We start from the raw sequence: 13,939 nt of genomic DNA, 5'->3' as shown, positions 1-13,939 counted from the left end.
CAGCCCCCCAGCGGGCATCTGGGTCCATTGTCGCCACGCGTTCGTTCGAGAGGTGTTCGTGTCGCCTGCAAGTTCGACTCGCTCGAAGCCACAAGAGCTGAACGAGCCCGTCATTCAGCGACTGCTCGAGCGTGGGCGCTCGCAGGGTTTCCTCGAGTCTGAGGACGTCCGTCAGGCCTTCGAGGAGGCGGACATCCCCATGTCGCACGCCGCCGCGTTCTTGCGGAACCTCAGCAAAGAGGGCGTGACCGTGGTGGTGACCGCCGCGGATTCGGCTGCGCCGAAGAAGAAGTCTCGAGGCTCAGCAAAGCGCCAGACCGCCGCGCCCGTCAAGACCAAGACGGCGGCGGCCGCCAAAGAGCAGCAACCCGAGACCGTGACCGCGGTCGTGGGCACCGCCGAAGCAGAGCCGGCGGCCAAGAAGCCGGCTCCCGCCAAGAAGGCCGCTCCGGCGGCCAAGAAGGCCGCCGCGCCCGCCAAGGCCGCGCCTGCCAAGAAGGCCAAGCCGGACAGCGCTGGGCCTGCCGACAACAAGCCGAAGGGCCCCGAGGGTCCCAAGGCCGACGCCGACGACGACGAGGACATCGAGCTCGACGGCGACGTGGAGCTGGACGACCTCGAGGACATCGACGTCGAGGAGATCGCCGACGACGCCGACTCCACCGACGAGGCCGACTCCGACGACGACGACTCCGACGACGAGCCCAAGGTCGTCGCCGAGGCCGCCGCCGTGACCGCCGAGAAGAGCGAGGACGAGGTCCTCATCCTGTCCGACGACGACGATGACGCCCCGGTCGCGCAGGTCGCCGCCGCCGGCGCCACCGCCGACCCGGTCAAGGACTACCTCAAGCAGATCGGCAAGGTCCCCCTGCTCAACGCCGAGCAGGAGGTCGAGCTGGCCAAGCGCATCGAGGCCGGCCTGTTCGCCGAGGAGCAGCTGGGCGGCGAGAGCGACGGCCTTCCGGTCGACGTGCGCGCCGAGCTGGAGTGGATCGCCGAGGACGGCCGCCGGGCCAAGAACCACCTGCTGGAGGCCAACCTCCGCCTGGTGGTCTCGCTGGCCAAGCGCTACACCGGCCGAGGCATGCTGTTCCTGGACCTGATCCAGGAGGGCAACCTGGGCCTGATCCGCGCGGTGGAGAAGTTCGACTACACCAAGGGCTACAAGTTCTCCACCTATGCCACGTGGTGGATCCGGCAGGCGATCACCAGGGCCATGGCCGACCAGGCGCGGACCATCCGCATCCCGGTCCACATGGTCGAAGTGATCAACAAGCTGGCCCGCGTCCAGCGGCAGATGCTGCAGGACCTGGGCCGCGAGCCCACGCCGGAAGAGCTCGCCCGCGAGCTGGACATGACCCCCGAGAAGGTGGTCGAGGTCCAGAAGTACGGCCGCGAGCCGATCTCCCTGCACACCCCGCTGGGTGAGGAGGGCGACAGCGAGTTCGGTGACCTCATCGAGGACTCCGAGGCCATCGTGCCGGCCGACGCCGTCAGCTTCACGCTGCTGCAGGAGCAGCTCCACTCCGTTCTCGACACGCTGTCGGAGCGCGAGGCGGGCGTCGTGTCGATGCGGTTCGGCCTCACCGACGGCCAGCCCAAGACGCTGGACGAGATCGGCAAGGTCTACGGGGTGACGCGCGAGCGCATCCGGCAGATCGAGTCCAAGACCATGTCCAAGCTGCGTCACCCGTCGCGCTCGCAGGTCCTGCGCGACTACCTGGACTAGGTCCCAGCACGGAGAAAAGGGGGGTGCGGCCCGCGCGGGCCGCACCCCCCTTTTTTTCGTCGTTCAGAGGTCGACGTCGAGCTTGCCGGGGGCGAGCCGTACGGAGTAGCCGAGGCCGTCGAGGGCCTTGGCCAGCTCGTCGGGGGTGGTGGGCGTCAGGCCGCTCTCCAGCAGCTTCCTGGCGATCTCGCCCCGGGTGGCCTTGGCCATGTGGCTGACGACCTTGCCGTCCTTGAAGACCCGTACGGACACGCCGCGGTCGCCGGGGCGCCAGGCGCCCGCGTAGGTGGCCGAGCGCAGGTCGACGACCAGGCCGGGCAGCCGGTCCAGCTCGGCGGTGATCAGCGGGCGCCAGAAGGCCGCCAGCCCGCCCAGGGGCTTCAGCGACACGCCCATCGACAGCCGGTAGGGCGGGATGCGGTCGGACAGCCGCACGACCCCCCACAGCCCCGAGAAGATCAGCACGCTCTCCTCGGCCCTGGCCCGTGCGTCGGCGTCGAGGCCGGACAGCGCCAGGTTGTCGTAGAGCACGCCCGTGTAGAGCTCGGCGGCGGGCAGCGTGGCCGCCTCCTTGAGCGCGAGGTTCTTGGCCAGCTCGGGGGCCTGACCGGGCGACAGGCCGAGCACGCTCAGAGCGTCGCGGCGGCGCGAGGCCTTGATCAGGGCGCTCATGACCCGCCCGCGCGGGCGGCCGAGCTTGGGGAACGACAGCTCTCCGACGGGCGGGCCGTCTCCCGTGGACGCCTTGCCCTCGGACGGCGGCAGCAGAATCAGCACAGCCGAACCCTATACGCCCTGGTCATCACCGGTGCCCGGTGGTGGCGACGCCCTGCACGAAGTAGCGCTGCCCGGCGAAGAAGACGACGACGAGCGGCAGCGTGGTGATCACGCTCGCGGCCAGGACGAGCTCCCACTTGGGGTCGCCGCCCTGGTAGAACTGGTCGACGACGGCCTTCAGCCCCCGGGGCAACGTGAACAGGCTCGGATCCTGCAGATAGACCAGCGGCTTCATCAGGTCGAACCAGCTCGCCTTCAGCTCGAACACGAACGCGATGATCAGCGCCGGTTTCGCCAGCGGCACCGCGATCCGCCAGAACAGGTCCAGGTACGTGGCGCCGTCCACCCGGGCGGCCTCGAACACGTACCGGGGCACGCCGAGCAGGAACTGGCGCAGCAGGAAGATGTAGAACGCCGAGCCGAAGAGGTTGCCCGCCCACAGCGGCACCTGGGTCCCGGTCAGCCCGGCGGCGTGCCAGATCAGGTACGTCGGCACGAGCGTCACCGCGGCCGGCAGCATCATCGTGCCCAGCACGCTCGCGAAGATCACGTTGCGCCCGGGGAAGCGGAAGTAGGCGAACCCGAACGCCACGAAGGCGCTCGACAGCGTCACCGCGAGCGCCGCCGCCAGCCCCACGAGCACGGTGTTCACCAGCCACGCCAGCATCGGCACGGCCTCCCAGACCACCGCGTAGTTCTCCGGCGCGAACGGGTCGGGCCACGGCACGAACGGGTCGGCGAAGGTGTGGGAGCGCGGCTTGAGCGAGGCGACGACCAGCCACACGAACGGGTACAGGAAGATCACCGACGCCGCCGCGAGCATCATCCAGAAGAACGGCCGCCGCCTCACGCCCGCTCTCCCGCCTCGTAGTGCACCAGCCGCCCGCCGAGCTTCCACTGCACGAGCGTGATCAGCGCGATCACCAGGAAGAGCACCCAGGCCAGCGCCGAGGCGTAGCCCATGTGCAGGAACTGGAACGCCTGCTGGAACAGGTAGACGACGTAGAACAGCGCCGAGTCGCCCGACGCCTGCTGCGTCACCTGGTTGCCGAAGAACATCGCGTACACCTGGTCGAACATCTGCAGCGACGCGATCGTGTTGATGATCACGACGAAGAACAGCGCCGGGCTGATCATCGGCAGCGTGATCCGCCGGAACCGCGCCCACGCCCCGGCCCCGTCGATCATCGCGGCCTCGGCCAGCTCGGCGGGCACGTTCCGCAGCGCCGCGAACAGGATGATCGTCGTCGAGCCCAGGTTCCACAGCGACATGAGCACGATGCCCGGCAGGATCCAGTCCGGATCGGTCGTCCACTGCGGCCCCTCGACGCCGAACAGGCCGAGGAACTGGTTGACCATGCCCGCCTGCCCGTTCAGCAGGAACAGGAACAGCACCCCCACCGCCACGTACGGGGTCATCGACGGCAGGTAGAAGATCGTCCGGAAAACTCCGGCGCCCCGGCCGCCGATCCGGTTCAGCATCAGCGCCAGGCCGAGCGCCAGCGTGATGGCCAGCGGCACGTGCAGGGCGGTGTAGAGCACGGTGTTGCCGATCGCCACCGCGACCTTGGGATCCTGCGCCATCCGCGCGTAGTTGGCGGTCCCGGCGAACTCCGGGCTGGAGATCAGGTCGTACTCGGTGAACGACAGGGCGAGGCTGGCGAGCATCGGGCCGAGCTGGAACAGCACCAGCCCGATGAGCCAGGGGAGCACGAAGACGTACGCCCAGCGGGTCTCCGGTCTCACGACGCCGCCCCGTCGATGGCCTTCTGGGCCTCGGCCTGGGCGCGTCCCAGGGCGTCGGCCGGCTTCTGGCCGCCGAGCAGCACGCGGGTGCCCGCGTCCTCCCACGCCTTCCTGAACTCGGCCGCGGCGGGCGACTGCGGCACCACGAACCCGGCCGGCTGCACCGCGCGGATCGTCCTGACCGCCGCGTCGAACGGCGCCTTCCCGCTCGGCCTGACGATCTCGCCGAAGATCGTCTCGTCGGCCCTGGCGTTGCCGGTGAAGGTGCCGATGTTGACCTTGCCCTCGCGGGTGCGCTTGTCCTGGCGGGCCCGCGCGGCGGCGATCCAGGTCTCGGCTGCGGTCATCGTCTTCATCCAGCGGCAGGCGGCCTGCGGGTTGCGCGCGCCCTTCGGCACGGCCCAGGCGTTGCCGCCCACCAGGTTGACCGGCTGCCCGTCGCGGCCCCGGAACGGCAGCACGGTGATCGCGACGTCCGGCGTGGTGCCGGCCATCGAGGAGACCAGGAACTGCTCGCCCAGCATCATGCCGACCTGGTCCTCGGCGAACGGGTTGCGGGCGCCGAAGAAGTCCCACGTGTCCACGAACGCCTTGAGCCGCTTCCAGCCGCCCTGCGACTCGACCAGGCGGTTCGCGTACGTCATGGCCTCGACGACGGCGGGGCCGTCGAGCCCGGCGGTGCGGCCGTCGGCGGACAGCAGGTCGGCGCCGTTGGCCTTGGCCCACAGCGGCAGGAACTCGGGCAGCTTCGGGTTGAAGCCGAACCGCTCGACCTTGCCGCCGTCCGTCCTGGTCATCTTCCTGGCCAGCTCGGCGAGGCGGTCCCAGTCGGAGGTGTCGACGCTCGCCGGGTCGATCCCGGCGTCGCGGGCCGCCCGGTCGTTGACGATGAGCACGATCGAGTTGGAGAACTCGGGGATGCCGTACCAGTGGCCGTCGTAGCGCACCTGCTGCCGCGCGGCCGGGTAGAAGTCGCCGGTCGGGATGGACTCGCGGCTGACGCAGTCGTCCAGCGGCTGGATGGCGCCGCGCGCGGCGTAGCTGCCCAGCCGCTCGCGGGCCAGGTAGACCACGTCCGGCGGGTTGCCCGAGGCGACCGCCGACAGGAACGCCTGCTCGTCGAACGCGCCCTCGTTGATCCGGACCGTCACCCCCGGGTACGCCTTCTTGAAGGCGTCCACCCGGACCGTGGCGATCTCGTCGGGCAGCCCGAAGCCCATCGTGGTCAGCGACTCGCCCGCCGGGCGGCTCGGGCCGCCCACGCCGCCGCACGCGGTCAGGAGGAGCATCGCGGCGACCGCGGCAGCTGACCTGGACATGGCGACCCCTTTCACGGCCCATGTGATGGGGGAGGCACTTACCTGGAGTGATGCCGTCAAACCCGGTCGGCTAGGCTCGCGGGCCATGAACGTCGACGCTCTCGTGCACCAGGCGTGGCCCGCCTACGAGCAGGTGCGCCACGACGGCTGGATCCTGCGCCACGCGGGCGGCGTGACCAAGCGCGCGAACTCGGTGCTGCCGCTCGGCGTCCCGGCCGACCTGGGCGCGGCCATTGAGGCGGCCGAGGCGTTCTACGCGGCGCGCGGGCAGGCGTGCGCGTTCTCCATCGGGCCGGGCGCCACGCCCGGCCTCGACGCCGAGCTGGACCGGCGCGGCTACGCGCGGGCCGACCCGACCGTGGTGATGTCCGGGTCCGTCCCCGGCGAGCCCGGCCATCCTGTACGGGTCGAGGACCGGCCCTGGGATGCCTGGACGCGGACCTGGTGGCAGGTCGACGGCCGCTACGGCGACGGGCTGCGCGAGGCGGGGCGCATCCTCACGGGCGTGCCCGCCCGCTACGCGGCGGTGGAGGAGGACGGCGTGCCCGTGGCGGTCGGCAGGGGAGTGCCGCAGGGGAGCACGGAAGACGCCACGGTCGGCGTGTACTGCATGGCGACGCTGCCGTCTGCCCGCAGGCGCGGGCTGGCGCGCAGCGTGCTGCGGGCGCTGGCCGGGGGCGGGCGGGCCTACCTGGTGGTCACGGCCGGCAACGCCGCCGCCCAGGCGCTCTACCGGAGCGAGGGGCTGGAGCCGGTGGCCGCGTATCACTACCGGGTGCGCTGACCAGGCGCGCTGATCTGGCGTGTGAACGCAGAACGGCGATCCCGGGCAGGCCCGGGATCGCCGTTCTGTCATGCAATATGTGGTTATCTCAAGGCCAGCGCAGTCAGCGCTCGCCGTCGGGGGCGTGGGATCGGGTTTCGCTGAGTCGTGCCGACTCGTCCAGGATGTCGGCGCCCTTTTCGCGCAGCGCCGCGATGTGCTGACGCCCGTGGTGGGCGCAGAACAGCAGCTCCCCGCCCACGGGCAGGGTCGCGCGAATGTATGCCTGGGCACCGCAACGGTCGCAGCGGTCGAGGGCCGTCAGCGGCTTAACGGGGGCAAGAGCTCCAGTCACGTATCGCCTTTCGGGTCACCCCCGCCGAAGCGAGGATCTGGCGTCAGTCACTTGGAACAACATCTAACCGGACGTGGACGTTCCCAACCTCCCCCTCGCTACGCCCAGAGCAGAATGTGTCCGAAAGTAATGCCCAGCAGCCCGGCGGTAACGGCAAACGTGACCGCATGGCAAGCTTGTACGCGTGCGCAGGGGAAGAACGGTAGGCTACGCACACGTGTTCGATGACAAGTGACCAGAGGAGCTGGAGTGACGCTAGTGGAGGCGGGTTACACAGCTCGTCACCTGTCGGTGCTTGAGGGCCTCGAAGCCGTCCGCAAGCGACCTGGCATGTACATCGGGTCCACCGACAGCCGCGGGCTCATGCACTGTCTCTGGGAGATCGTCGACAACGGCGTCGACGAGGCGCTCGGCGGCCACTGCGACCGCATCGAGGTCGAGCTCCACGCCGACGGCTCCATCGAGGTCCGCGACAACGGCCGCGGCATCCCGGTCGACGTCGAGCCCAAGAGCGGCCTGGCCGGCGTCGAGCTCGTCTACACCAAGCTGCACGCCGGCGGGAAGTTCGGCGGCGGCTCCTACGCGGCCTCCGGCGGCCTGCACGGCGTGGGCGCCTCCGTGGTCAACGCGCTGTCGTCCCGTCTCGACGTCGAGGTCGACCGTGACGGCCGGATCCACGAGATCAGCTTCCGGCGCGGCGTGCCGGGCGTGTTCGACGGTGACGGGCCCACCGCCAAGTTCCGCAAGAAGTCCGGCCTGCGCGACGGCGGCCCGCTGCCCAAGCGCGTCACCGGCACCCGGGTGCGGTTCTGGGCCGACAAGCAGATCTTCCTGCCCGACGCCGAGGTCTCCCTCGACGAGATCCACGTCCGGCTGCGCCAGACCGCCTTCCTGGTCCCCGGCCTCACCCTGGTCGTCATCGACAGCCGCCATGAGGAGCGCGTCGAGGAGGAGTTCCGCTTCGACGGCGGCATCTCCGAGTTCACCGAGTTCCTGGCCCGCGACGAGGCCGTCTGCGACGTGCTGCGGCTGCAGGGCGTCGGCCACTTCCACGAGACCGTCCCGGTCCTCGACGACCAGGGCCACATGACGCCCACCGAGGTGCAGCGCGAGCTGACCGTCGACGTGGCCGTGCGCTGGGGCAAGGGCTACGAGTCGACCGTGCGCTCGTTCGTCAACGTGATCGCCACCCCCAAGGGCGGCACCCACGTCACCGGCTTCGAGCGGGCGCTCGTGCGCACGATCAACGAGCAGTTGCGCGAAACCCGCCTGCTGAAGAACGGCGACGACCCGGTCAACAAGGAGGACATCTCCGAGGGCCTGACCGCCGTCGTCACCATCCGGGTGCCCGAGCCGCAGTTCGAGGGGCAGACCAAGGAGGTGCTGGGCACCTCCGCGGCCACCCGCATCGTCTCCCACGTGGTCAGCCGCGAGCTCAAGGAGCTGTTCGCCAACCCGCCGCGCGGCACGAAGCAGGCGCTGCGCGCCGTGCTGGAGAAGATCGTCGCCGCCGCCAAGGCCCGCATCGCCGCCCGCGAGCACCGGGAAAACCAGCGCCGCAAGAGCGCCCTGGAGAACTCCGCGCTCCCGGCCAAGCTCGTCGACTGCCGCAACGACGACGTCGACCGCAGCGAGCTGTTCATCGTCGAGGGCGACTCGGCGCTCGGCACCGCCAAGCTGGCCCGCGACTCCGAGTTCCAGGCCCTGCTGCCGATCCGCGGCAAGATCCTCAACGTGCAGAAGGCGTCCGTGAGCGACATGCTCAAGAACGCCGAGTGCGCCGCGATCATCCAGGTGGTCGGCGCCGGCTCGGGCCGCTCGTTCGACATCGAGGCGGCCCGCTACGGCAAGATCATCCTGATGGCCGACGCCGACGTCGACGGCGCCCACATCCGCTGCCTGCTGCTCACGCTCTTCCACCGCTACATGAAGCCGATGGTCGAGGCCGGGCGGGTCTTCGCCGCGGTCCCGCCGCTGCACCGCATCGAGCTGACCAACCCCGGCCGGGGCAAGGACAAGTACATCTACTGCTACTCCGACGGCGAGCTGCAGAAGGTGCTGCGCGACCTGGAGCGGCGCGGCAAGCGCTGGAAGGACCCGGTGCAGCGCTACAAGGGCCTGGGGGAGATGGACGCCGACCAGCTCGCCGAGACCACCATGGACCCCCGCCACCGCATCCTGCGCCGGGTCCGCATCGAGGACGTCGAAGAGGCCGAGAGTATCTTCAGCCTGCTCATGGGCAGCGACGTGGCGCCCCGGCGGGAGTTCATCGTCAAGAGCGCCGCCGAGGTCGACCGCGACCACATCGACGCCTGACCACCCCCGCCCTGCGGCCCGCCACATTGCGGGCCGCCACCCAGCGGCCCGCCCTCCTGCGGGGCGCCCTCCTGCGGGCGCCATCCTGCTCGGGCGCTAACCCCGCGAGCCGGCGCTCCGCGGGGCGCTACCCCACGGGCCGCAACACGCCCGAGCGCACGTCGTAGATCGCTCCCTGCACCGGCATGTCCGCCGGCAGGAAGGGCGAGGACGTGATGCGGGTCAGGTCGTGCAGCAGCGCGGCGTGCTGGTCAGGCACCGTGTGAAACTCCAGGCTGCGCGTGTCGACGCCGTTGCTCTGCGTCAGGTCGTGCACGTCGGCGTCCGTCACCTTCGTCATGCCGCAGTCGGTGTGCGGCATGACGAGCACCCGGCGCACGCCGAGCAGGTAGACGCCCAGCACCAGCGTGCGCAGCACGTCGTCGGTGACGCGGGCGCCCGCGTTGCGCAGGATCTTGGCGTCGCCGGGCTTGAGCCCCAGCAGTCCGAGCGGGTCGATCCGTGAGTCCATGCAGGTGACCACCGCGAGCCCGCGTGCGGCGGTGCCGGTGAGCCCAGACTCCTTGAACTTCTCAGCAAACTTCGCGTTACCGGCGAAAACGTCGTCGAAGGCATCCATGTCCTTGATGATCCCATGCTCGTCCCCCGCGAAAACGTGGGGTGGCGGACTGTCGTACTTCGCGAACGACCCCCGATCACTGCTAGCTTTGCGTGATGATGTGCTAGCCCAACGTGACGTAGAAGAGGGTCGTCTTGAGCAGGTCCGAGTCGCTCGCCGCGTATTTCCGAGCCCAGGCCAGGCGCCGCCTGGACCGTGTGGAGTCCAACGACGGCGGCCGCAACGCCAGATGCGCCCTGGCCCTGCTCGACGCCGCCGCCTACGCCGCGGCGCTGCCCGACGACGACCCGCTCATCCTCATGCTCGACCAGGCCGGCTGCTACGGGCCGCTCGGGTGCGAGGACTTCAACCCCGGCCCGGCCGGCGACCGGCTGGTGCGCGGCTGGCAGGGCGGCGAGCCGCACGAGCTGCTGCTGTCGCTGCCCGCCACGATCACCGCCGCCACCGAATGGGAGTCACACTAGGCCGGCGCGTTGCCGGGCTTCCACTTGATGCCGCAGCCGATCGCCGGCACCTGATCCGCGCTGACCGGCACGCCCTCCAGCAGCGCGTCGATCGCGGCCCGCACCGACGAGCCCGTCACGGGCACCCCGTTGCCGGGCCGCGAGCCGTCGAACTCACCCCGGTAGGCCAGCCGGAAGTCGGCGTCGTAGAGGAACAGATCGGGCGTGCACGCGGCCCGGTAGGCCTTGGCGACCTCCTGCGTGTCGTCCAGCAGATACGGGAAGCCGAACCCGGCCCGGGCCGCCTGCTCGGCCAGGTGTGTCGGATCGTCGTCCGGGTAGTTCACGCTGTCGTTGCTGCAGATGGCGACGACCGACAGGCGTGACCCGTAGTCGGCGGCCAACGCGCCCAGGCCGTGCTCGATGTGGCGGACGTACGGGCAGTGGTTGGACAGGAAGACCACGAGCGTGGCCGGCGAGCCGCGCAGATCGCCGAGCGAGACGCTGCCGCCGCTGACGGCGGTGAGGTCGAACGGGGGCGCGGGCGTGCCGAGAGGAACCATGAACGAGTTCGCAGCCATGCGGACCATCATCCCGGAGGTGAGCCATGAAGGGCATCGCGGAGTACCACTCCACGGTGATCGACTGCCCCGACCCGAAGAAGCTGGCGGACTTCTACTCCCGGCTGTTCGGCTGGCCGGTGATCTATGACGAGGACGACTGGGTCGTGCTGAAGGACACCGGCTCGTCGATGCGCCTGGCCTTCCAGCGGGTCGGCGACTTCCGGCCGCCCGTCTGGCCCGAGGGGGAGCGGCCCCAGCAGCTCCACATCGACACCGTCGTCGACGACCTGGACGCGGCCGAGGAGCAGGTGCTCAAGTTCGGCGCCACCAAGCACGAGGTCCAGCCGAGCGAGAGCGACAACTTCCGCGTCTACCTCGACCCGGCCGGCCACCCGTTCTGCCTCACGATCGCCGACTGACCCAGGCACCGGCCCACACGCCCGCGCCCCGCGCCCGGCCGTCCGGGCCCCCTGGCGACACGCCCGCCGTAGCCTCCAAGGCGCACGGCGGGCGCCAGACCCCAACCAGAGGGACCAGACCTGCGCCCTGCGCCTGCCCGCCCAGGCCCCGCGCCGGCCCGCGTTGGCGGCCATCCGCCTGTGTATAGCGTCCGTTCAGGGTCCGCGGCACTACGACTGTCCGCGCACGTCCGGGCCCGCCCACGGGCCGTTCAGGGCGTCCGCCTCAAATGGCGGGCGTCCGTACGGCCCGTCCGTGAAGGGCCCCGGTGCTGGCAGCGTGCCGGGGGTCAGGCGGCGGTTACTCGGTTTCCTGGGAAGTTTCTCCCTCGGGGTCGTCAGGGGAGGAGGCGAGGGGGCCGCCGATGGCGCCGATGGTGTGGGTGAGGCGCACGCCCGAGCCGTCACGGCGGCCGATCTCGTCGGGGAGCGGAACGGGCTTGCCGACCGAGGAGACCGCCTTGGCCGGGGCGGGCCCGGCCCAGGCGAGCAGCAGGACGTCCTCGCCCTTGAGGAAGCGCTGGGCGCGTACGCCGCCCGTGGCGCGCCCCTTGGCGGGGAACTCGGCGTAGTCGGACACCTTGCCGCCGCCGACCTGGGTGCCGGGAAGCGCGGTGGAGGAGCCGGCGACCGTCACGACCTGGCCGGGCCGGGCCGGGTCGACGACGCCGAACCAGATGACCCGCGCCCCGCCGTCGAGCCGGATGCCGGCCATGCCGCCCGCGGGCCGCCCCTGGGGGCGCACCTGGGCCGCCTGGTAGCGCAGGAGCTGCGCGTCGGAGCTGATGAACACCAGGTCGTGCTCTTCGGAGTCGAGCTCGACGGCGCCGACGACGGTGTCGCCGTCCTTGAGGGTGATGACCTCGAAGTCGTCACGGTTGGCCGGATAGTCGGGCACCACCCGTTTCACCACGCCCTGCGCGGTGCCGAGGGCCAGGCCGGGGCTCTCGGGGTCGAGGGAGCCGAGGCCGACCACGGTCTCGTCGGGCTGGAGCGACACGTACTCGGAGACGGGATGCCCGCCCGACAGGGAGGGCGGGCCGGCGGACGGCGGCAGCGTGGGCAGGTCGACCACCTGGACGCGGATGAGCCGGCCGAGTGACGTGACCACGCCAACCTCGCCTCTGACGGTGGTGCGCACGGCGGAGACGAGCACGTCGTGGGCGGTGCGGTCACCGGTGGCGGCCAGCGGGTCGGCGTTGGAGGTGCGGGCCAGCAGGCCGGTGGACGACAGCAGCGCCAGGCAGGGGTCGTCGGCCACCTGGAGCTCGACCGTCGCGGTGCGGGAGACGCCGGACGCCTCCAGCAGCACGGTGCGGCGCGGCGTGGCGTACTTCTTGGCCACCTCGGCGAGCTCGCCGGAGACGACCTGGCGCAGCCGCGTCTCGGACGACAGGATGCCCGTCAGCTCGGCGATCTCGTCGGTCAGCGTCTCCTTCTCGCGGTCGAGCTCCAGCTTGTCGTAGCGGGTCAGGCGGCGCAGCGGGGTGTCGAGGATGTAGGCGGCCTGGATGTCGGTCAGGTCGAAGACGTCCATCAGCCGCTCGCGGGCCTGCCCGGAGTCGTCGGAGGAGCGGATGACCTGGATGACCTCGTCGATGTTGAGCAGCGCGACGATGAGGCCGTCGACCAGGTGGAGGCGGTCCTCGCGCTTGCGCCTGCGGTGCTCGGAGCGGCGGCGGACGACCTCGATGCGGTGGTCGACGTAGACCTGGAGGAGCTCGCGCAGGCCCAGCGTGCGCGGCTCGCCGTCGACCAGCGCGACATTGTTGATGCCGAACGTCTCCTCCATCGGCGTGAGCCGGTAGAGCTCGTCGAGCACCGCCTCGGGGATGAAGCCGTTCTTGATCTCGATGACCAGGCGCAGGCCCTTGTGCCGGTCGGTGAGGTCCTTCAGGTCGGCGATGCCCTGCAGCTTCTTGCTGGTCACGAGCTCTTTGATCTTGGTGACCACGCGCTCGGGGCCGACGTTGTAGGGCAGCTCGGTGACGACGATGCCCTTGCGGCGCGGCGTGATCTGCTCGACCGCGCACTTGGCGCGCATGCGGAACGTGCCGCGGCCGGTCTCGTACGCGTCACGCACCCCCTGCAGGCCGGTGATCGTGCCGCCGGTCGGCAGGTCGGGGCCGGGGATGAACTTCATCAGCTCGTCGAGCGTGGCCGTGGGCTTCTTGATCAGGTGGCGGGCGGCGGCCACGACCTCGGCCAGGTTGTGTGGCGCCATGTTGGTCGCCATGCCGACCGCGATGCCGGTCGTGCCGTTGACCAGCAGGTTGGGGAACGCCGACGGCATGACCGTGGGCTCGGTCTCCTGGCCGTCGTAGTTGGGCTTGAAGTCGACGGTGTCCTCGTCGAGCGACTCCACCATGAGCATCGCGGCCGGGGCCAGCCGGGCCTCGGTGTAACGCATGGCGGCGGGCAGGTCGTCGGGCGAGCCGAAGTTGCCGTGCCCGTCGACCAGCGGCAGCCGCATCGAGAACGGCTGCGCCAGGCGCACCACCGCGTCGTAGATGGCGGTGTCGCCGTGGGGATGGAGCTTGCCCATCACGTCGCCGACGACGCGGGAGGACTTGACATGCCCCCGGTCGGGGCGCAGGCCCATCTCGCTCATCGAGTAGAGGATGCGCCGCTGCACCGGCTTGAGTCCGTCACGGGCGTCGGGCAGCGCACGCTGGTAGATCACCGAATACGCGTACTCGAGGAAGCTCGTGCGCATCTCCGAGGAGACGTCGATGTCGACGATCCGCTCTTCGAAGTCCTCAGTCGGGGGTGCAGGGGTACGTCGGGCCATGTCGAACATTGTGCCGAAGAAACGCGGGTGCCCGCGACACCGACGTGCTTCGCCGTGCGC

General features: G+C 70.5%; 13 protein-coding genes. 5 read left to right on the top strand and 8 right to left on the bottom strand.

What is annotated here, in order from left to right:
• The first annotated feature begins 58 nt into the window (after positions 1–58).
• The gene (locus tag KME80_RS32260) at positions 59–1,729 is read left to right on the top strand and encodes an RNA polymerase sigma factor (RefSeq protein ID WP_219510283.1); all 1,671 of its coding nucleotides are present in this window, start codon (positions 59–61) and stop codon (positions 1,727–1,729) included.
• 63 nt (positions 1,730–1,792) lie between these two features.
• Here KME80_RS32260 and KME80_RS32255 read toward each other — a convergent pair whose 3' ends face one another.
• From KME80_RS32255 to KME80_RS32240, 4 genes are read right to left on the bottom strand one after another with little or no spacing between them, the layout of a single operon-like run.
• A complete protein-coding gene (locus KME80_RS32255) occupies positions 1,793–2,506 on the bottom strand; it encodes a YaaA family protein (RefSeq protein ID WP_219510282.1) in 714 nt (237 codons plus the stop codon).
• A 25-nt stretch (positions 2,507–2,531) separates the two neighbouring features.
• Positions 2,532–3,356, bottom strand: coding sequence for a carbohydrate ABC transporter permease (locus KME80_RS32250; RefSeq protein ID WP_219510281.1), 825 nt, complete (start codon positions 3,354–3,356; stop codon positions 2,532–2,534).
• Complete coding sequence (locus KME80_RS32245; protein WP_219510280.1) at positions 3,353–4,252, bottom strand: carbohydrate ABC transporter permease; 900 nt, start codon at positions 4,250–4,252, stop codon at positions 3,353–3,355. The genes KME80_RS32250 and KME80_RS32245 overlap by 4 nt, the downstream gene beginning before the upstream one ends.
• Positions 4,249–5,571, bottom strand: coding sequence for an extracellular solute-binding protein (locus KME80_RS32240; protein ID WP_219510279.1), 1,323 nt, complete (start codon positions 5,569–5,571; stop codon positions 4,249–4,251). Before KME80_RS32240 ends, KME80_RS32245 begins: the two co-directional genes overlap by 4 nt.
• Before the next feature lie 85 nt (positions 5,572–5,656).
• Here KME80_RS32240 and KME80_RS32235 point away from each other — a divergent pair, with 85 nt between their 5' ends.
• A complete protein-coding gene (locus tag KME80_RS32235; RefSeq protein ID WP_219510278.1) occupies positions 5,657–6,355 on the top strand; it encodes a GNAT family N-acetyltransferase in 699 nt (232 codons plus the stop codon).
• 103 nt (positions 6,356–6,458) lie between these two features.
• Here the strand turns inward: KME80_RS32235 and KME80_RS32230 are convergent, their stop codons facing one another.
• Positions 6,459–6,689, bottom strand: a complete 231-nt coding sequence (locus KME80_RS32230) for a DUF7455 domain-containing protein (protein WP_219510277.1) — start codon at positions 6,687–6,689, stop codon at positions 6,459–6,461.
• 249 nt (positions 6,690–6,938) lie between these two features.
• Between KME80_RS32230 and KME80_RS32225 the strand changes: the two genes are divergently transcribed.
• The gene (locus KME80_RS32225) at positions 6,939–9,005 is read left to right on the top strand and encodes a DNA gyrase/topoisomerase IV subunit B (protein ID WP_219510276.1); all 2,067 of its coding nucleotides are present in this window, start codon (positions 6,939–6,941) and stop codon (positions 9,003–9,005) included.
• A 127-nt stretch (positions 9,006–9,132) separates the two neighbouring features.
• Here KME80_RS32225 and KME80_RS32220 read toward each other — a convergent pair whose 3' ends face one another.
• Positions 9,133–9,624: a beta-class carbonic anhydrase gene (locus tag KME80_RS32220; protein WP_219510275.1), complete on the bottom strand. Its 492-nt coding sequence runs from the start codon at positions 9,622–9,624 to the stop codon at positions 9,133–9,135.
• A gap of 134 nt (positions 9,625–9,758) precedes the next feature.
• Between KME80_RS32220 and KME80_RS32215 the strand changes: the two genes are divergently transcribed.
• Positions 9,759–10,088, top strand: coding sequence for a hypothetical protein (locus KME80_RS32215; protein WP_219510274.1), 330 nt, complete (start codon positions 9,759–9,761; stop codon positions 10,086–10,088).
• Here KME80_RS32215 and KME80_RS32210 read toward each other — a convergent pair.
• On the bottom strand, positions 10,085–10,648 hold the full coding sequence (locus KME80_RS32210; protein ID WP_219510273.1) for a thioredoxin family protein: 564 nt from the start codon (positions 10,646–10,648) through the stop codon (positions 10,085–10,087). The genes KME80_RS32215 and KME80_RS32210 overlap by 4 nt on opposite strands.
• A 26-nt stretch (positions 10,649–10,674) precedes the next feature.
• Here KME80_RS32210 and KME80_RS32205 point away from each other — a divergent pair, with 26 nt between their 5' ends.
• Positions 10,675–11,049, top strand: a complete 375-nt coding sequence (locus KME80_RS32205) for a VOC family protein (RefSeq protein ID WP_219510272.1) — start codon at positions 10,675–10,677, stop codon at positions 11,047–11,049.
• Between the two features lie 340 nt (positions 11,050–11,389).
• On the opposite strand, the gene KME80_RS32200 is transcribed toward KME80_RS32205, so the two are convergent.
• A complete protein-coding gene (locus KME80_RS32200) occupies positions 11,390–13,879 on the bottom strand; it encodes a DNA gyrase/topoisomerase IV subunit A (RefSeq protein ID WP_246646120.1) in 2,490 nt (829 codons plus the stop codon).
• Positions 13,880–13,939: the final 60 nt, after the last annotated feature.

The sequence above is a fragment of the Nonomuraea ceibae genome, from assembly GCF_019396325.1.
Lineage (GTDB): Bacteria > Actinomycetota > Actinomycetes > Streptosporangiales > Streptosporangiaceae > Nonomuraea > Nonomuraea ceibae.
The sequence above is the reverse complement of the archived record's forward strand: the minus strand, read 5'-3'. Positions and strand labels throughout refer to the sequence as shown.

Bases quoted from the DNA above. Each gene is read 5' to 3' on its own strand.
- KME80_RS32240 (WP_219510279.1), bottom strand. From the start codon at position 5,571: ATGTCCAGGTCAGCTGCCGCGGTCGCCGCGATGCTCCTCCTGACCGCG.
- KME80_RS32235 (WP_219510278.1), top strand. From the start codon at position 5,657: ATGAACGTCGACGCTCTCGTGCACCAGGCGTGGCCCGCCTACGAGCAG.
- KME80_RS32220 (WP_219510275.1), bottom strand. From the start codon at position 9,624: ATGGATGCCTTCGACGACGTTTTCGCCGGTAACGCGAAGTTTGCTGAG.
- KME80_RS32210 (WP_219510273.1), bottom strand. From the start codon at position 10,648: ATGGCTGCGAACTCGTTCATGGTTCCTCTCGGCACGCCCGCGCCCCCG.
- KME80_RS32205 (WP_219510272.1), top strand. From the start codon at position 10,675: ATGAAGGGCATCGCGGAGTACCACTCCACGGTGATCGACTGCCCCGAC.
- KME80_RS32200 (WP_246646120.1), bottom strand. From the start codon at position 13,879: ATGGCCCGACGTACCCCTGCACCCCCGACTGAGGACTTCGAAGAGCGG.